We start from the raw sequence: 16,201 nt of genomic DNA, 5'->3' as shown, positions 1-16,201 counted from the left end.
TAAGAGAAGTTGCGGATTGTAGGGATCTACACTCGCCTGTGGCGATCATTTTGGTTGCAAATCGCAATCTCGCCTCATGGTAAGCTTGTCGAACCACGCAGAGCGCCAGAGCAGCAACGCAGCCATTCACCAAATTATTAAGAGTTTGCGTCCAAGATTATGGAACCGACCAATGCAGCCTGTTCGATAGAGAAAATGCCGACACTCACGCGACTTATCATTGTCCTCGCCATCCTTGCGGGGCTTGTCTATGCCGGGATGGTCGCGCTTGTGACCTTTGTTCACCCCACCCAGACCGAGATGACCATTCGCGTGCCGAGCGAAAAACTTAATCCGAAACCTCAACAACCAAAGTAAAATCATGCGCGCTTCAGCAGCCATCGAGAATTTTCTTGAAATGATGAGCGCCGAACGGGGCGCGGCGCAAAACACGCTCGACTCCTACAGGCGTGATCTTGAGGATGCCGCCTCCTTCAGTGCCGGCACTGGCATTCAGCTGCCACTAGCGCAATCCGTCACCATTCGCACCTATCTCGACGATATTGCCAATCGCGGCTTTGCCGCAACCTCGCAGGCCCGCAGACTGTCGGCGCTTCGTCAATTTTTCCGTTTCCTTTATATGGAGAATATTCGTGCCGATGATCCGACCAGCACATTTGATGCGCCGAAGAAGGATCGTTCCCTGCCGAAAATCATGAGTGAGGCCGATGTTGAAAAGCTGCTTGCCCGGGCAGAAGAGGAAACGCTTGACGCAAAAGCTTCAAACGCAGCGCACTTGCAGGCCCTGCGCCTGCATGCATTGCTGGAAATCCTCTATGCAACGGGCCTGCGTGTCTCTGAGCTTGTTGGCCTGCCCGTTACTGTCGCGCGCTCGGACAATCGCTTTTTGATGGTCCGGGGCAAGGGGTCGAAGGACCGCATGGTTCCGCTTTCCGGCAAGGCCCGTACCGCCATGATGAAATATCTCGAATTGCGTGATTCCCTGCCCGCTTTAAGCGAAAGCCCGTGGCTTTTTCCGGCAGTCTCGGAAAGCGGTTTTCTGGCGCGTCAGGTCTTTGGACGTGAGCTTAAGGGGCTGGCTGCCCGTGCGGGGCTGAAAACCTCATCAATCTCGCCCCATGTGTTGCGTCACGCCTTTGCCAGTCATTTGCTCCAGAACGGCGCTGATCTGCGTGCCGTACAGCAATTGCTCGGCCATTCGGATATTTCCACCACTCAAATATACACCCATGTCATGGAAGAGCGGCTGCACCAGCTTGTCACCAAGCACCATCCATTGGCTGATTAAACACCACACCTTTGCCGGAATTCACCGTATAAGTTGCGTGGCTTATGCCTCATCTGAGGCATGGTTCCTTGACATGCGCGCTCGCAACAGCCAGTTAGGCTTTGAAAAATCCACCTTTTTGCAGGCAGATATTCAGTCCATGTACAACTATCTTGATTTTGAAAAGCCGGTTGCCGATCTCGATGGCAAGATTCTTGAGCTGAAAAAGCTTGCAGAAGAAGGCGGCGCGCTCGACACCAATGACGAGATTGCGCGGCTTGAAAGACGCTCCGGCGATGCATTGCGCGATCTTTATCGCAAATTGACGCCTTGGCAGAAGGCGCAGATCGCACGTCATCCGGACCGGCCCCATTGCGTGGATTATATTGCGAGGCTCTTTACCGATTTCACACCGCTGGCAGGCGATCGCAACTATGCCGATGATGATGCGGTTCAGGCTGGTCTTGCCCGCTTTAATGGTCAGGCCGTTGCAGTCATTGGACAGGAAAAAGGCAGCGATACCAAAACGCGCCTCAAACACAATTTCGGCATGGCCATGCCCGAAGGCTACCGCAAGGCCGTGCGCATCATGGAACTTGCAGACCGGTTCAACCTGCCCGTGCTGACGCTTGTTGATACGGCGGGCGCATTTCCAGGCATCGCCGCCGAGGAACGCGGCCAGGCCGAGGCCATTGCCCGCTCAACTGCCGCCTGCCTCAATGTGAAGGTGCCAATCGTTTCCGTCATCATCGGTGAAGGCGGCTCCGGCGGCGCTATCGCGATTGCCACGGCCAACCGCGTCTACATGCTCGAACATTCCATCTATTCGGTTATTTCGCCCGAAGGTGCCGCGTCTATTCTCTGGCATGATTCGACCAGAGCCAAGGATGCGGCCACATCAATGCGCATCACCGCGCAGGATCTTTACGAATTGAAGATCATTGACGGCATTATTCCGGAGCCTCTGGGCGGCGCCCATCGCGGCCGGGATGCAGCAATAGAAGCGACTGGAAACATCATCAATGTCGCGCTGAAATCCATGAGCAATATGGATCGCGATGCTTTGCGTCAGGACCGCCGCGAGAAGTATCTGGCCATCGGCCGCAATCTTTAGGAATAAATAGTTGCGGTTTTTTTGGAAACCGGCTTGCATTTACGCAGCCAACCAATTAGGAACCGGCCTGCGCAGACGAACGCGCATTTGTGGCACGCGCCCGTAGCTCAGCTGGATAGAGCACCAGACTACGAATCTGGGGGTCAGAGGTTCGAATCCTTTCGGGCGCGCCATTTTTTCCCATACACCCAAGTGTAATAATTTTTCGAAAACTGCGACAGGGCAGATCAACGTTTGCGTCTCGACTATTTGAGCTTGCAACGGGTGGAAATAGCCTCTTTCGACCTTATCTCCGTTGGCACCGCTCAGCTCACTGACGACAAGCAGACCTACAGGACAGGACGATCAAGATGACCGAAGCGCTGGATAAAGGCCCCTTCTTTCATGGCACAATCGCGGATTTGCGCGTGGGTGATTTCCTCACCGCAGGATACAGGTCGAACTATCGTCCTGAAGTGGTGATGAACCATATCTACTTCACTTCTCTTGTGGATGGTGCCGGGCTTGCCGCTGAAATTGCGGCTGAACTCACCAAAGGCGGCGCAGCCCCGCGTGTTTACATCGTAGAACCCACAGGGACATTCGAGAACGACCCGAACGTGACCGACAAGAAGTTTCCTGGCAATCCAACGCGGTCGTATCGCAGCAGCGCACCGCTCAAGATCATTGGGGAAATCACGGATTGGACCAGATTGACTCCCGAAGCACTACAGCTATGGAGAGAACGTCTGATCGCGTTGCCTTCGCACGAACGAGGCGAAATCATCAACTGATGCGGCGCGGCGCGCCGTGTGCTCATTACGCGAGCGAATCGCTAAAGGGAATGATCAGCTTTCCACCAATCGCAGCCGTTCAAGGATAAATACCTTGGCAATCGACATTCCATTATCAAGCATGAACAGCACCTCAGTCATCTATTTGCAATGGCTGTCTTGTTCATTGTAAATATTCCAACTCACGTGATTATTGAGGAGGCGCAAGATGGACCGGTTCACGGGCGGGTGCAGCTGCGGAGATGTCCGAATCGTTGCAACGGGACGGCCTTATCGTGTCGGCATTTGTCACTGTTTCGACTGCCGCAAACATCATGGCGCTCTTTTTCACGCTTCGGCAATATTTCCTGAAGCTGCTGTGTCCATCGAGGGAGAAACAGGCGATTATGCCGGGCGTCATTTCTGCCCCCGTTGCGGATCGTCGGTTTTTGCCCGCACCGACGACGAAATCGAAGTGAACATTGGCTCGCTGGACGATATTGACCAGCTGACACCGACTTATGAAAGCTGGGTCATCCGCCGCGAATCCTGGTTACCGACCTTCCCGACCAAGCATAAATACGAGCATGATCGCGACGCCACGACCCGCTTTGAGGATTAATCGCCTCGTCCAGTACACACTAGTAGAGGGCTGATTTCAGCTTTGACTACGCCCTCTTACGGACGGCGGGATACCGCGCCATTCCGACGGGTGCACAAATGCACCGGCCGGAGCTACAAATCAAAACAGACTATTGAGGAGTGGTGACCTTTGGCTCCGGCTCGGTCGTTGTCTGTGTCGGCACCGTATTTGCGGGGAACAGGTATGTGGCAGCAGCGCTGAGAATAACTGTTGCTGCCCCTTGAATTTCGGGGGATGTCAGCTCCGGCGGCAGGGCGTAGCGTGAGGCAAGCCAGCCCGCAATACCTCCGATAATCGATCCAATCAGCTTCGAATAGCTACCCATGTCGGTATTCCCTTCGCAAGGTTGGCGATTCTGGAAGGATAATAGCCGTTTACGTCAAATGCTAGTTTTACCGGGAAATTTGACCATCTGCCCCGTATTCCACCATACGAGGCAGATATTTGCTTTTACATTTCGTGCGCCGGAACAACTGCACGGTAAAGGTGCCAGGTGGCATGTCCGAGAACGGGTATGAAAATCGCCAGACCCACGAACAATGTTGCGAAGCCCACAAACAGCAGTGCAGCGACAATCAAGCCCCAAACGATCATGGGTAGCGGATTTTTTGCCACCACGCGCGCTGACGTGGCTATCGCCGCATAAGCGCCGCCATCGCGGTCGAGCAGGAAGGGAAAGGCGATCACCGTCGTGCAAAGCACAAAGGCCGCGAAGACAAAACCGATTGCATTGCCGAGTATGATCATTCGCCAGCCTTGAGGCGTGTTGAAAACCTGATCCATGAATACCGCGACCGAAGCCGGGGGCGTATCGCCGAAGAGGTTCACATAAAGCGCCTGGGCGATCAGCAACCATGCCACGAAAACGGCGACAAGCATGGCCCCTATCGCAAGAATGGATGGAACGGCGGGTGAATGCACCACCTGCCTTGCATGCCACCAGGAGGTGTCCATACCCCGCTCGCGTCTGCGGCTGATTTCATAAAGCCCGATGGCTGCCAGAGGTCCGATCAGTGCAAAACCTGACATTAGTGGGAAAATCAGCGGCAGGGTGTTAGCACCGGACGACCATCGGATCAGCACCAGACCGGCAATGGGATAAATCAGGCAGAGAAACACATAATGCGACGGCTTCTCCCAGAAATCGTCAAGACCTTTGCGCAGCGCCGTGAAAACATCCCTGACGGCAATCTTGCGCACATCAGGATGGGCAATGCCTGAATCAGCACCGGCAATCACATGGAAATTCGCCATCTCAAACCTCCCATAAGTTCAGGGCGGAAAAGGAGCTCGGTGACCATGGACGGGTCACTATGGACCTCAACCTGCATGGTTAAGCATACGCTCCCGGACGTTTTTTGACCACCCTGAAACGCAGACGCATGTTGGTTTCCTGTCGCGGAACCAACAGCCTCGTTCAAAAGTTATTGAGTGCCAGACTCATTATCGCCGGTCACAAAGAGGATTACGCATGTTCGATCAGATCTTCACCAAGGTCGCCAACACTGTGGCTTTGGCTGCAGGCAAACCTGTAACCTTCATCCTTTGCGTGGCAATCGTAGTCATATGGGCATTTAGCGGACCGATATTCGGCTTCAGCGATACGTGGCAGCTCATCATCAATACCGGCACGACAATCGTGACCTTCCTCATGGTGTTTCTCATCCAGAACACGCAAAACCGCGATAGCGTAGCCATTCAGGCCAAGCTGGACGAGCTCGTGCGCGTCAGCAACGGAAAGAATGCTTTTATCGGCATCGAGCATCTGACCGAGGCTGAAGTCGAGAAGTTTCGCAAACAATGCGAAGAAGCAGCGAAGAAGGCCGACGAGGAACTTAAGAGCCGCACCGCTGCAAAGAAAAAGAGTAAAGCTGCACCGCGCGAAGCGGCCAGAAAGCCACCCCGCGCGAAAGCGCACGCCTAAGCAGTTTTCACCGTTAACGAATATGGCCGACTTGGGCAGTTTTACAGCCGAATCCACCATTTTTCTCAAATTTCAGATCGATAATGACAAATTAATGGCGGAAACCTTCAGTTTCAGTGGTTTAGAGGCCCATTTTCCTGCAAACCAGCTATGCAAACTTGTGACTCCAAGTTCTGAGTGCACTGCACTATATCCAGCTCACCGATCGATAACGATCCAACAAACAAAAGAACTTTAGGTGAGTGAAATGAACTTGATCCGCTCGTACAACAACTGGCGCCGCTATCGTGACACAGTCACGGAATTGAACCGCCTGTCCGCACGTGAACTGAACGACCTCGGCATCTCCCGCGGTGACATCGCTTTCGTTGCGAAGAAGGCCGCTTCGGCATTCTAATTAAACAGACCTCCCACGTCCGTGGCACTCCTCCTCCCAGCCACGGTCGCTTAAAGAACAGCGTTCCTCCCAGAGCCGTTCTTTACAAGTAACACCCATCGCTCCTCCCAGCGGTGGGTGTTCTCTTTTGTGCTGTCATCTGCGATTGCGCCTTTCCTGCTTTCCCCTTATCAAGCGCCTCATGAAAAGAGGGACCTCGGACATGACAGGCGGCATTCATCACATCACACTGATCACCCGCAAGGTTCAGGCGAATGTCGATTTCTATGTCGGGTTTCTCGGGCTTCGGCTGGTCAAGCGTACCGGCGGCTTTGAAGACGCAACACAACTCCATCTGATTTATGGCGATGCCTCTGGCACTCCCGGCTCCCTGATCACATTTCTGGTCTGGGAAGATGGCTCGCTTGGCCGCGTCGGCTATGGCCAGCCCAGCGAAGTATCATTCGCCATTCCAACCGAAACTATTGGTTTCTGGCTGACCCGTGCGCTGCAATTCAACATCGCGGTTACGGGACCGGCGCAGGAATTTGGCGAAACCGTCCTGCGATTGCACGATCCTGACGGGGCGATCATCAAACTGGTCGGAACAGACGCCGTCAGCCCCGGGGACCCGTGGGAAAGCGATGGCATATCGCAAACAGATGCGATCATGCGCTTACGCGGCGCAACGATCCTCACCGAAAAACCCAACGAGACTGCTGCGTTTCTCAGCAGGCACTTTTCATATGAAAGTGCGGGGCAGAGCGACACAATAACGCGAATGGTTTCCTCATCAGGAGATTGCATTGACGTTCGCGATGCAACCGGCTTTTGGAGCTCCGCCCCCGGCACCGGCACCGTGGATCATATTGCCTTTCGCGCCGCAGATATTGCCGAAGTGAACGCGACTTATGAGCAGATGATTGCTGAAGGTGCCGATGCAACTGCCCTACACGACCGCAAATATTTCCATTCCATCTATGTGCGCGAGCCGGGCGGTACTCTACTCGAAATGGCGACGGATGGTCCCGGCGTGCTGATTGACGAACCATTGGAGACTTTGGGCACAGAGCTTTTCGTCCCCCCGCATTTTGCCGATGAAACGGCGAATGTAAAAATCATCTTGCCGCAATTCGGTCTGCCAAAGGAACCGCGTTTCATTTATCGCGATCTGCCATTCGTCCATCGCGTCTATACGCCCGAACCGGCAACCGGCCAGGCATTTATCCTTCTTCATGGTTCTGATGGCAGTGAAACAAGCCTTATGCCCTTGGCGGCCAGTATCGCACCCGGCGCAACGCTGTTTGGCCTGCGTGGTCGCAGCACGGAAGAAGGAACTGCGCGCTGGTTCCGCCGTTTTGGACCTTTGAGCTTTGATCAAAACGACATCCGCTCGGAAGCGGAAGCCTTCGCCGCATTCATTGAAGGCGCTGTCGAAGCCTATGGTCTCGACCTGCAATCAACGATTTTCATGGGATATTCCAACGGCGCCAATCTTCTGGCTGCCATGATGCAATTGCATCCGGGCCTGGTGCGCAATGCCATTTTGCTGCGCGCAACCAAAGTGCTTGAAGAGACACCTGAAGCTGATCTGAGCGGCACGCATATTCTCAGCCTGACCGGCGATCACGACCTCTTTGGCGCGCATGCCCCCGCACTCGAAGCCGATCTGCGGCAGGCTGGAGCCAATTTGACTGCCCTCAGCGTTCCTGCCGGTCACGAGACCAATCAGCATGATATTGACGCCGCCAGAAGCTGGCTGACAGAAATGGAAACAGGCCGGAATTGATCCGGCCTGTTTGCTGCTTTTTCATAATCAGACGAGCGGCTTCAGCCCGGCCTCAATGGCGGCACGCTTGCTTTCAAGGAATGGCGGCAATGAGAGCTCTTCCCCAAGCGTTTCCAACGGCTCATCCACTGTGAAGCCCGGACCGTCGGTTGCGATCTCGAACAGAATACCATTTGGTTCGCGGAAATAGAGCGAACGGAAATAGTAACGCTCGACTTCACCGCTGGATGGCATGCGGAAACTTTTCAAACGCTCGGTCCATTCATGCAAGGCATTGACATCCGGGGCGCGGAAAGCCACGTGATGCACCGCCCCTGCACCCTGCCGTGCGGCGGGAAGATCAGGTTGAACGGCGACGTGCAGCTCCGCAGCCGGACCGCCCTCGCCCATTGCAAAAACATGCACATGCCCGATGCCATCGGGATCGGCATAATCGCGGACCTTTTGCATGTTCATCACGTGCAACAGAATTGCTTCCGTATTGGTGATGTCCGGCACGCTGATGGTGATTGGGCCAAGCCCGCGGATCTGATGTTCGGCAGGCACAGGGCTCTTGTCCCAAGGGTGGGAGTCGCCAGCACCGCCATCATCAATCAACCGAAAGCGCTGTCCTTCGCCATCCTCGAAATCCAGCGAAGCATGACCGCCTATCTCTGTCACCTCACCGGACTTGACACCCAATTCGGTAAACCGGACTTTCCACCAGTCGAGGCTGGCCTTGCTGCCAACCCGCAAACCAGTGCGCGAAATACTATGGGTGCCGCGGCGCTCCGGTGCAGTTGGCCAGTCGAAGAAAGTCAAATCCGTACCGGGCGTTGCTTCACCATCGGCATAAAAAAGATGGTAGGCGCTCGTATCGTCCTGATTGACGGTCTTTTTGACCAGCCTCAAACCAAGCGTCTTTGTGTAGAAACGCACATTTTCTGGCGCATTGGCGGTAATTGCCGTCAGATGGTGAATGCCTGTCAGTTGTAAGCTCATCAAAGCCTCCTGCGTGATTGAGTGGCGAAATCGCCGTTGGGGTGAATATCTGCGCAGTTGTTCCGGCAATAAAGACCATAAAGACGCAACTCATGTTCGATAAAACAGAACTATAACGCCATCAAACTTCTGTTCAACGGCAATCATGTCTCGTATAAGCAAACCATGAAGTGGCGTTTCGAAGATTTATTGACGTTTCTCGACGTGATTGAAACCGGCAGCATCACGGCCACAGCCGCGCGGCTTAACCTGTCAAAATCCGTTGTCAGCAAGCGCATCTCCGATCTGGAGGGTGGGCTTGGCATTGAATTGTTTCAGCGAACGCCGCGCAAGCTGGTGGCATCGGCAAATGCGCTGGATTTCGTCGAGCGCATCCGCCCGCTTGTCCGCGACATCATGGAGGCGGCTGATACGGCCGCGACACGCAATAGCGCCATTCGCGGCACATTGCGCATCGCTGCGCCCATGACCTTCGGCACAATGTATCTGGGGCGGATGATTGCGGATTTTGCCCGGCAATATCCCGATCTGGAAATCGCCGTGGAGTTTGAAGACCGCATGATCGATCTGGTGCGCGGCGGTTATGATGTCGGCATACGCATTGGTATATTGCGCGATTCCAGCCTGATCGCGCGCAAATTATGCACCGATCCCCGTGTCATCTGTTGCAGCCCGGATTTCGCCAATACGCATGGCCTGCCGGAAACGCTGGGCGCGCTGGATCGCTTTTCCTGCATCGATTATTCCAACGTCAATACCAGCCAGCTCTGGCAATTTGAAAATCCGGACAAGGATGGCGAACCGATTGCCGTGCCGATGCATGGCCGCATCGTTGCCAATAATGGCGAGGCGATGCGCGATATGGCGATTGCCGGCCTTGGGCTTGTACTCCTGCCGATGTTCATCGCCGCCGAACCGTTGCGGGCAGGAAGACTCATCCCCGTTTTGCCGCAAGCAAAGCCGCTACCCTACAATATATATGCCGTCTACCCTCCCACGCGCCATGTCTCTGCGAAGGTGCGCGCCTTTGTCGATCATATTGCAAGACATATTGGCAGCCCGCCAATCTGGCAAATCAACGAAGCTTATCGCCCTGTCGATAGCTGATTAAGGGCCCGCACAAGCCGAATCACTTGGCGCGATTTTTGGGTCAACCGGCATCGCCATCTGGCAAATCAGGGCTTAATTCGAAAAAAACCCCGTAAACACTGGGTATAAACCCGCTTTTTGCCTGTAGTTCCTGATGACAGAGTGCGTAACGCGTGCCATACAGACCCCTCCGATCAACGAATATACTGAGGAAACCGCCAAATGAATACGTCCGATCTCATTGATAAGCTCGTCGCTGATCAGGGTCTTACAAAAGTTCAGTCCAAGGCGATTGTTGATAGCATCCTTAAAGGCATCACCGATTCAGTCGTAGCTGGCGATGAAGTTTCGCTGCCAGGCTTCGGCAAGTTCAAGGTACAGGCTCGCGCCGCTCGCGAAGGCCGCAACCCTGCAACCGGCGCAACAATTAAGATCGCAGCTTCCAAGAAAGTTGCTTTCCAGCCTGCAAAGGCTCTGAAGGACGCCCTTAACGGCTGATCTTTTGGACTAGACTTAAAAAAGGCGGTGCAATTTGCGCCGCCTTTTTTGTTTTGCGGCACTTCGAAGCAATTATGTGTGCTTCATGATTGTTTGCCATAAATCCGCCGTCAGTGCGTGAAAGGTGACATCTGCGTGATCGGGGCAATTTTATGCGGTTGCGTCAAGACTTTATCAACTATAACGGGTGCATCTATAATGGTGCGAATGTTATATTCGCGGCGAATCCGACCTCGGCAAACACATTGATGAACTGGCAACTGCTGCTGCAATGAAGATAAAGACACACATTCTTGCGCCTTTGATGCTCACGCTTTTCCTTGCCGGATGTCAGGGCGGGACGGTGAACGATCTCGTTCCCAATGGCGCGAACACGCAACTGCCCGCCAAACTTGTCCAGAGCATGAAGACGAAAGGCATGACTGCCACCTCGCCGATCATGTTCCGCATCTTCAAGGAAGAAAACGTCCTTGAAGTTTGGAAGCGCAAGGACAATGGCCGCTACGATATCGTCACCAGTTACCAGATTTGCAAATGGTCCGGGAAACTTGGCCCGAAATTCATTGAAGGTGATCGTCAGGCGCCGGAAGGCTATTATGCTGTCCGCCCCGCTCACATGAATCCGAAATCCAGTTACTATCTGTCATTCAACACCGGTTTTCCCAATGCGCTTGATCGCGCGCTTGGCCGTACGGGTGCAAATCTGATGGTTCACGGCGCCTGCTCGTCTTCCGGTTGCTATTCTATGACTGACGGCCAGGTTGCGCAGATTTATGCTTTCGCCCGCGATGCCTTCAAGGGCGGGCAGGAATCGATCCAGCTTCAGGCCTATCCGTTCCGCATGACTGCCGCCAATATGGCGCGCTACAAGGATGATCCCAATTACGCTTTCTGGAAAAATCTGAAGGAAGGCTACGACCACTTTGAAATCACCAAAGTGCCGCCGAAAGTCGATGTCTGCGAGAAGAAATATGTCTTCAACCACACATCCGACCCGAACGCGCCTATCGCTGCGACCAGCACCTGCCCGCCATCTGATCAGCCGGAATCGCTGAAAATGGCCTATCAGTCCTATCAGACCAATTATGAGAGCGCTTTCTCATCCATGGTTGGCAAGGGCAAGATTCAAGCCCCTGCCCGCTCGATCCAGGGTCTGACCGAGGCTAAGATCATTGCTGAATGGAGCCAGCGCCGCGCGCGCGGTGAACGCGTAACGCAAGAGCCGCCATCCTTGTCACCACAAGATGCCGATGCGGCCAACAAGCCACAGATCATGGTCCGGCTCGCCTCTGCTGTGGCAGCCGACAAGGCGAAGGAAGAGCGCGAAGCTTCCAAGCGCTCGCGCATGCACACGCCTGCCGTTGCAGCTACGCCTGTTCCACAACAGACGCCGGCACCTGCTCCGATGACAACAGCCGCCATTGCAGCGCCTGAAGCCGCCGCACCGGTTGCAGCACCCGCGCCCGCCAAAAAGGCGTGGTGGAAAATCGGCGGCAATTAAGCACGTTTAATTTCTTCGCGGATGAGCAGGATTCAAAACGCATCATGGAAGCCGAAGTCTACGATCTTCGCGGCCTGAATTGCCCGCTTCCCGTGCTTAAAACCCGTAAAAAACTGGCTGAAGCCGCAGCTGGAACGCGCTTATGGGTAGAAACCACCGACCCGCTGGCCGTTATCGACATGCCCAATTTCTGCCTGACCGAGGGCCACCGTCTGATTGAAACAATCAGCGTCGAAGGCGGCCACCGCTTTCACATCGAGCGCGGCTAAAGATAGGCTGCATTACCCGATTGCGTGGTTCGACAAGCTCATCATGAGGAAGTTGGCGAACTGCAAAGATAATCTTCATCGCTCCAGAACATGGCTCCCTGCAATCAACTCTCTCCCTCATGGTGAGCTTGTCGAACCACGCACAACTGCCCAGCAAAACTTAAACCCGCTTCACACCCGGTATAGCCAGTGGATTATCAAACAATGCGGCGCGGTCAGGCATATCGATCTGCGGCCTGTTGAGAAACGCGTTGAAAAGCTGCTGTACATAGCTCTCGGGTAGATCCTTGACGATCATGACCAGTCTCGTTTCGCGCACACCTTCCGGCCATGCGGCGAGCCGTACGGGGGGGTGAAAAATCTGCTGGACGCCATGAATGACCAGCGGCCGCTCGGGGTCATCCTCCAAGAGAACAATGCCTTTGACACGCAACAGCTTTTCCCCATGGGCCGAGCGTAGCAGATCGATAAACATATCGAAGCTCGATAGCGGCACAGGCTTGTCATGGGTCAGGGAGAATGACCGGATGGCCGCATCATGGCGGTTCACATCATGGTGATGTTCATGACTGTCGTGGTCATGATGATCATGATGATGGTGGTGTCCATGATGCTCAAGCTCGTGGCGCTCGTGCTCACGGTCTCGCCAGGCTTCGCTTTTCAGCCAGCGCTGCACATCGACCGTCTTAGTTTCCGGATTATAGACACCACATTCAAACAGTGCCGCAAAGCCCGTCCGTTCATCGCTGACATCAATAATATCGGCACCAGGATTAAGCGCCTGCAAACGCGCGCGCAGTGGATCGACCAAGCCCACCGACTGACGCAGATCCGTCTTGGTGATGACGATGCGATCAGCCACAGCCGCTTGCTTTACTGCCTCTTCATGTGCATCCAGCGTCGCCATGCCGTGAACCGCATCAACGGTCGTGATCACGCCGTCCACACGAAATGCTTGCAGCAAAACGGGGTGTCCCATAATCGCATGAAGCACTGGCGCGGGATCGGCGAGACCCGTGGTTTCGATGATGACGCGCTTTAGCCGCTGCAATTTTCCGGTCTGCAAACGATCGATCAGATCAGCAAGCGTATCAACGAGTTCGCCACGCACTGTGCAGCATAAACAGCCATCCGAAAGTTCGATAATGCCTTCGCTCGCCTTTTCCACCAGCAGATGGTCGATGCCCACATCACCAAACTCATTGATGATAACGGCAGTATCGGTAAGCGCCGGATCTTTCAGCAGGCGATTGAGCAAAGTCGTCTTGCCGGAGCCGAGAAAGCCCGTCAGAACGGAAACTGGAATGGGACCAGCCATTAATTGATCACCTTCGCAGCACTGCCCGCATCGCTAAGCGACGAACGGTCGGGGCGAGGCGTTGGCACTGGCAGGCGATTAAGTTCCATGCCGAGCGCATTGAGCTTTGACGGTAGCAAGGCGACTTTTTCAGCCACCGGCTCGCGGTCCATGCGGTTCATATAAGGCGATCCGGCAATGATATGACCTTCAAGATCCTTGCCGTCCCATGTATCGGAACCCGACGTCTTGGAGCAGACCTCCGGACGCATATTCACAGCAACATCAAGCTCCGGCGAACCGTTGGATTTTAGATTGTCGATCGTGATGCTAGTGCCATGGGTCTCAAAACCCTTGGCAAGAAGTTCAGCAGCCTTGGTGGCACGGGTCGAAAGCTTGAGTTCGCCAAGAACGACCGTAATCACCGTCCGGCCATTGCGCGTCGCTGAGCCGATCAGATTATAACCAGAAGGGCAGACAAAGCCGGTCTTCATCCCATCCGCACCGGGAAAGCGTCCAATCAAGGCATTCAAATTCGGCTGTACTTTCTTGCCGCCGTAATCGATGGCCTCAATGTCGAAGAAATGCGCAAATTGCGGAAACTCACGGCGCAGTTGCAGGGTCAAAACTGCCATGTCGCGCGCTGTCGTATAATGATCGTCTGAATGCAGCCCGTTGGGGTTAACGAAATGCGAGCCTTTCATGCCAATACGTTGGGCTTCCTCGTTCATAAGCACCGCAAATTTTTCTGAAGAGCCGCCCAGCGTCTCGCCAACCGCCATGGCAACATCATTGGCCGATTTGACCATCATGATCTTCAGCGCGTCACTGAGCGTCAATTCCGAGCCAACCTTGTAGCCCATTTTGCTCGGTGGTTGCTTGGCTGAAAGCGCGGTGATTCGAACGGGCGTATCAAGCGTTACCTGCTTTGATTCGAGCATGCGGAAAGCCACATAGACGGTCATGAGTTTGGTCAGGGACGCTGGATACCAGCGCTGAAAGGCGTTTTTTTGCGAAAGAATCTCGCCGCCGCCAGCATCAAGTGTGATATTCGCCTCGGCAAGGGCCGTTGATCCAAGACCGAGCATCGCAACGGTTGACATCGCGCTACCGACTAGAAAAAGTGCTACAGTTTTCCGCATTCCTGAAATCCAGCCTGTCTGTATAAAAACCTTGGGAAGGCAAAAGGCATTAAGCCGCGCTTCACGTGGAGCGGCAATGGCCTTATCTATCTTATGTGGCATCGAAAAGGCAAAGTGCCTTTCTTGTCACAGGTAAATTGGAGTTGATGTAAAAATGCCCGTGCTCAATCGCGCTGTCGAAATGCAGGATGAAGTATCACAATGGCGCCGCCATTTGCACCAAAATCCCGAATTGATGTTCGATGTGCACCAGACTGCAAAATTTATTGAAGAAAAATTGCGCGGTTTTGGTTGCGACGAAGTGGTTACAGGCATTGGCCAAACCGGCGTTGTCGGCATAATCCGCGGTCGTCACGGCGAAGGCGCGACAATCGGCCTGCGTTCCGATATGGATGCCCTGCCGCTGACAGAAATCACCGGAAAGCCCTGGGCTTCGACCAATGCCGGCAAAATGCATGCCTGTGGTCATGACGGGCATATCTCCATGCTGCTTGGCGCAGCGCAATATCTGGCCGAAACACGCAATTTCAAAGGCTCGGTAGCCGTAATCTTCCAGCCTGCCGAAGAAGGTGGCGGCGGTGGCCGCGAAATGGTCAAGGACGGCATGATGGAGCGTTTCACCATTTCCGAAGTCTACGGACTGCACAATATTCCCGGCATACCGATTGGCGAATTTGCGATCCGCAAAGGCCCGATCATGGCCGCAACCGACGAATTCACCATTACAATTGAAGGTCGCGGCGGCCACGCCGCACAGCCTCACACCACGATTGATCCTGTTGTTATTGGCGCACAGCTGGTGAATGGACTGCAGACAATTGTTTCTCGCGGCACCGATCCGCTTGATTCTGTCGTTATTTCAGTCACCAAATTTCATGCGGGCGATGCCTACAATATCATTCCGCAAAAAGCGGAACTGGCGGGAACGGTCCGCACGCTTCGCAAGGAAATGCGAGACTACGCGCAAAAGCGGCTTACTGAAATTGTCGAGGGCATCACGGGCGCCTTGGGCGCGACAGTCACAATCGATTACGCACGTAATTACCCGGTTACATTCAATCATGATCGCGAGACTGATTTCGCCGCCAAGGTTGCACGTCAAGTTGCCGGAAATAATGCGGTAAATGAAGAGGTTGCGCCTATGATGGCAGGTGAAGACTTCTCCTATATGCTTGAAGCGCGTCCCGGCGCATTCATTTTCATGGGCAACGGAGCAAGCGCATCACTGCACAACCCGGCCTATGATTTTAACGATGACGCAATCCCGCATGGCATCAGCTATTGGGTAAATATTGCCGAAAGCGCGCTCCTGCCATCCACCTGACGGCTTTGCCGCGCATTCTACCAAAGTTGAGACTTGGCGGCGGCATTGAAAAACGTTAAGTCTCTGCGGATCGCCCCTATTCGCGATCCGCTTGGAATGGTCCCGTAGCTCAGTAGGATAGAATGATTTTAGGAGCGTACCAGTGTTACCAGTACAGATATCAGCCGGTAGCAGTTGGATTTTCCGACTGGTAACATTACCAGTCGGTCTATCATGAGCTAAACTCTGCGTGGTC

The 16,201-nt window shown here is 54.2% G+C and carries 18 protein-coding genes and 1 tRNA gene; 14 read left to right on the top strand and 5 right to left on the bottom strand.

What is annotated here, in order from left to right; genetic code table 11:
- The first annotated feature begins 195 nt into the window (after positions 1 to 195).
- The 6 genes from V9K92_RS15085 to V9K92_RS15060 all read left to right on the top strand — a co-directional run bounded on the left by V9K92_RS15085 (position 196) and on the right by V9K92_RS15060 (position 3,755).
- Complete coding sequence (locus tag V9K92_RS15085; RefSeq protein WP_115055589.1) at positions 196 to 357, top strand: histidine kinase; 162 nt, start codon at positions 196 to 198, stop codon at positions 355 to 357.
- Positions 358 to 361: 4 nt separating this feature from the next.
- Positions 362 to 1,288, top strand: coding sequence for a site-specific tyrosine recombinase XerD (gene xerD, locus V9K92_RS15080; protein ID WP_337354337.1), 927 nt, complete (start codon positions 362 to 364; stop codon positions 1,286 to 1,288).
- A 139-nt stretch (positions 1,289 to 1,427) separates the two neighbouring features.
- A complete protein-coding gene (locus tag V9K92_RS15075; protein WP_115055591.1) occupies positions 1,428 to 2,381 on the top strand; it encodes an acetyl-CoA carboxylase carboxyltransferase subunit alpha in 954 nt (317 codons plus the stop codon).
- Positions 2,382 to 2,477: 96 nt separating this feature from the next.
- Positions 2,478 to 2,554, top strand: a tRNA-Arg gene (locus V9K92_RS15070).
- 177 nt (positions 2,555 to 2,731) lie between these two features.
- The gene (gene arr / locus V9K92_RS15065; protein WP_337354336.1) at positions 2,732 to 3,154 is read left to right on the top strand and encodes an NAD(+)--rifampin ADP-ribosyltransferase; all 423 of its coding nucleotides are present in this window, start codon (positions 2,732 to 2,734) and stop codon (positions 3,152 to 3,154) included.
- Between the two features lie 208 nt (positions 3,155 to 3,362).
- On the top strand, positions 3,363 to 3,755 hold the full coding sequence (locus V9K92_RS15060) for a GFA family protein (protein ID WP_115055547.1): 393 nt from the start codon (positions 3,363 to 3,365) through the stop codon (positions 3,753 to 3,755).
- A 130-nt stretch (positions 3,756 to 3,885) separates the two neighbouring features.
- On the opposite strand, the gene V9K92_RS15055 is transcribed toward V9K92_RS15060, so the two are convergent.
- Positions 3,886 to 4,101 carry a hypothetical protein gene (locus tag V9K92_RS15055; RefSeq protein WP_115055549.1) on the bottom strand — a complete coding sequence of 72 codons (216 nt, stop codon included), beginning with the start codon at positions 4,099 to 4,101 and terminating at the stop codon, positions 3,886 to 3,888.
- Positions 4,102 to 4,226: 125 nt separating this feature from the next.
- Positions 4,227 to 5,030, bottom strand: a complete 804-nt coding sequence (locus V9K92_RS15050) for a DUF2189 domain-containing protein (RefSeq protein ID WP_307280435.1) — start codon at positions 5,028 to 5,030, stop codon at positions 4,227 to 4,229.
- Between the two features lie 217 nt (positions 5,031 to 5,247).
- On the opposite strand from V9K92_RS15050, the gene V9K92_RS15045 reads away from it, so the two are divergent.
- The 3 genes from V9K92_RS15045 to V9K92_RS15035 all read left to right on the top strand — a co-directional run bounded on the left by V9K92_RS15045 (position 5,248) and on the right by V9K92_RS15035 (position 7,865).
- Positions 5,248 to 5,700 carry a low affinity iron permease family protein gene (locus tag V9K92_RS15045; RefSeq protein WP_337354335.1) on the top strand — a complete coding sequence of 151 codons (453 nt, stop codon included), beginning with the start codon at positions 5,248 to 5,250 and terminating at the stop codon, positions 5,698 to 5,700.
- Positions 5,701 to 5,947: 247 nt separating this feature from the next.
- Complete coding sequence (locus V9K92_RS15040; RefSeq protein ID WP_008127986.1) at positions 5,948 to 6,097, top strand: DUF1127 domain-containing protein; 150 nt, start codon at positions 5,948 to 5,950, stop codon at positions 6,095 to 6,097.
- Positions 6,098 to 6,299: 202 nt separating this feature from the next.
- Positions 6,300 to 7,865, top strand: a complete 1,566-nt coding sequence (locus V9K92_RS15035; protein ID WP_337354334.1) for a VOC family protein — start codon at positions 6,300 to 6,302, stop codon at positions 7,863 to 7,865.
- Between the two features lie 27 nt (positions 7,866 to 7,892).
- Here V9K92_RS15035 and V9K92_RS15030 read toward each other — a convergent pair whose 3' ends face one another.
- A complete protein-coding gene (locus V9K92_RS15030) occupies positions 7,893 to 8,846 on the bottom strand; it encodes a ring-cleaving dioxygenase (protein ID WP_337354333.1) in 954 nt (317 codons plus the stop codon).
- Between the two features lie 165 nt (positions 8,847 to 9,011).
- On the opposite strand from V9K92_RS15030, the gene V9K92_RS15025 reads away from it, so the two are divergent.
- The 4 genes from V9K92_RS15025 to V9K92_RS15010 all read left to right on the top strand — a co-directional run bounded on the left by V9K92_RS15025 (position 9,012) and on the right by V9K92_RS15010 (position 12,203).
- Positions 9,012 to 9,953: a LysR family transcriptional regulator gene (locus V9K92_RS15025; protein WP_307280443.1), complete on the top strand. Its 942-nt coding sequence runs from the start codon at positions 9,012 to 9,014 to the stop codon at positions 9,951 to 9,953.
- A gap of 204 nt (positions 9,954 to 10,157) precedes the next feature.
- The gene (locus V9K92_RS15020; RefSeq protein WP_008127996.1) at positions 10,158 to 10,433 is read left to right on the top strand and encodes an HU family DNA-binding protein; all 276 of its coding nucleotides are present in this window, start codon (positions 10,158 to 10,160) and stop codon (positions 10,431 to 10,433) included.
- Positions 10,434 to 10,704: 271 nt separating this feature from the next.
- A complete protein-coding gene (locus V9K92_RS15015; RefSeq protein WP_115055562.1) occupies positions 10,705 to 11,934 on the top strand; it encodes a L,D-transpeptidase family protein in 1,230 nt (409 codons plus the stop codon).
- Positions 11,913 to 12,203, top strand: coding sequence for a sulfurtransferase TusA family protein (locus tag V9K92_RS15010; RefSeq protein ID WP_435530250.1), 291 nt, complete (start codon positions 11,913 to 11,915; stop codon positions 12,201 to 12,203). Before V9K92_RS15015 ends, V9K92_RS15010 begins: the two co-directional genes overlap by 22 nt.
- 160 nt (positions 12,204 to 12,363) lie before the next feature.
- On the opposite strand, the gene V9K92_RS15005 is transcribed toward V9K92_RS15010, so the two are convergent.
- On the bottom strand, positions 12,364 to 13,521 hold the full coding sequence (locus V9K92_RS15005; RefSeq protein WP_337354332.1) for a CobW family GTP-binding protein: 1,158 nt from the start codon (positions 13,519 to 13,521) through the stop codon (positions 12,364 to 12,366).
- The gene (locus V9K92_RS15000; RefSeq protein WP_115055593.1) at positions 13,521 to 14,642 is read right to left on the bottom strand and encodes a D-alanyl-D-alanine carboxypeptidase family protein; all 1,122 of its coding nucleotides are present in this window, start codon (positions 14,640 to 14,642) and stop codon (positions 13,521 to 13,523) included. The genes V9K92_RS15005 and V9K92_RS15000 overlap by 1 nt, the downstream gene beginning before the upstream one ends.
- Before the next feature lie 154 nt (positions 14,643 to 14,796).
- Here V9K92_RS15000 and V9K92_RS14995 point away from each other — a divergent pair, with 154 nt between their 5' ends.
- Positions 14,797 to 15,966 carry a M20 aminoacylase family protein gene (locus V9K92_RS14995; protein WP_115055568.1) on the top strand — a complete coding sequence of 390 codons (1,170 nt, stop codon included), beginning with the start codon at positions 14,797 to 14,799 and terminating at the stop codon, positions 15,964 to 15,966.
- Positions 15,967 to 16,201 lie beyond the last annotated feature (235 nt).

It is taken from the genome of Phyllobacterium sp. CCNWLW109, from assembly GCF_037203905.1.
GTDB classification, from domain to species: domain Bacteria; phylum Pseudomonadota; class Alphaproteobacteria; order Rhizobiales; family Rhizobiaceae; genus Phyllobacterium; species Phyllobacterium ifriqiyense.
The sequence above is the reverse complement of the archived record's forward strand: the minus strand, read 5'-3'. Positions and strand labels throughout refer to the sequence as shown.

Coding starts and splice junctions, on each gene's coding strand:
- V9K92_RS15040 (WP_008127986.1), top strand. CDS start 5,948: ATGAACTTGATCCGCTCGTACAACAACTGGCGCCGCTATCGTGACACA.
- V9K92_RS15045 (WP_337354335.1), top strand. CDS start 5,248: ATGTTCGATCAGATCTTCACCAAGGTCGCCAACACTGTGGCTTTGGCT.
- V9K92_RS15000 (WP_115055593.1), bottom strand. CDS start 14,642: ATGCGGAAAACTGTAGCACTTTTTCTAGTCGGTAGCGCGATGTCAACC.
- V9K92_RS15030 (WP_337354333.1), bottom strand. CDS start 8,846: ATGAGCTTACAACTGACAGGCATTCACCATCTGACGGCAATTACCGCC.
- V9K92_RS15060 (WP_115055547.1), top strand. CDS start 3,363: ATGGACCGGTTCACGGGCGGGTGCAGCTGCGGAGATGTCCGAATCGTT.
- V9K92_RS15020 (WP_008127996.1), top strand. CDS start 10,158: ATGAATACGTCCGATCTCATTGATAAGCTCGTCGCTGATCAGGGTCTT.
- V9K92_RS15025 (WP_307280443.1), top strand. CDS start 9,012: ATGAAGTGGCGTTTCGAAGATTTATTGACGTTTCTCGACGTGATTGAA.
- V9K92_RS15035 (WP_337354334.1), top strand. CDS start 6,300: ATGACAGGCGGCATTCATCACATCACACTGATCACCCGCAAGGTTCAG.
- V9K92_RS15050 (WP_307280435.1), bottom strand. CDS start 5,030: ATGGCGAATTTCCATGTGATTGCCGGTGCTGATTCAGGCATTGCCCAT.
- V9K92_RS14995 (WP_115055568.1), top strand. CDS start 14,797: ATGCCCGTGCTCAATCGCGCTGTCGAAATGCAGGATGAAGTATCACAA.
- xerD (WP_337354337.1), top strand. CDS start 362: ATGCGCGCTTCAGCAGCCATCGAGAATTTTCTTGAAATGATGAGCGCC.
- arr (WP_337354336.1), top strand. CDS start 2,732: ATGACCGAAGCGCTGGATAAAGGCCCCTTCTTTCATGGCACAATCGCG.
- V9K92_RS15055 (WP_115055549.1), bottom strand. CDS start 4,101: ATGGGTAGCTATTCGAAGCTGATTGGATCGATTATCGGAGGTATTGCG.
- V9K92_RS15005 (WP_337354332.1), bottom strand. CDS start 13,521: ATGGCTGGTCCCATTCCAGTTTCCGTTCTGACGGGCTTTCTCGGCTCC.
- V9K92_RS15085 (WP_115055589.1), top strand. CDS start 196: ATGCCGACACTCACGCGACTTATCATTGTCCTCGCCATCCTTGCGGGG.
- V9K92_RS15015 (WP_115055562.1), top strand. CDS start 10,705: ATGAAGATAAAGACACACATTCTTGCGCCTTTGATGCTCACGCTTTTC.
- V9K92_RS15075 (WP_115055591.1), top strand. CDS start 1,428: ATGTACAACTATCTTGATTTTGAAAAGCCGGTTGCCGATCTCGATGGC.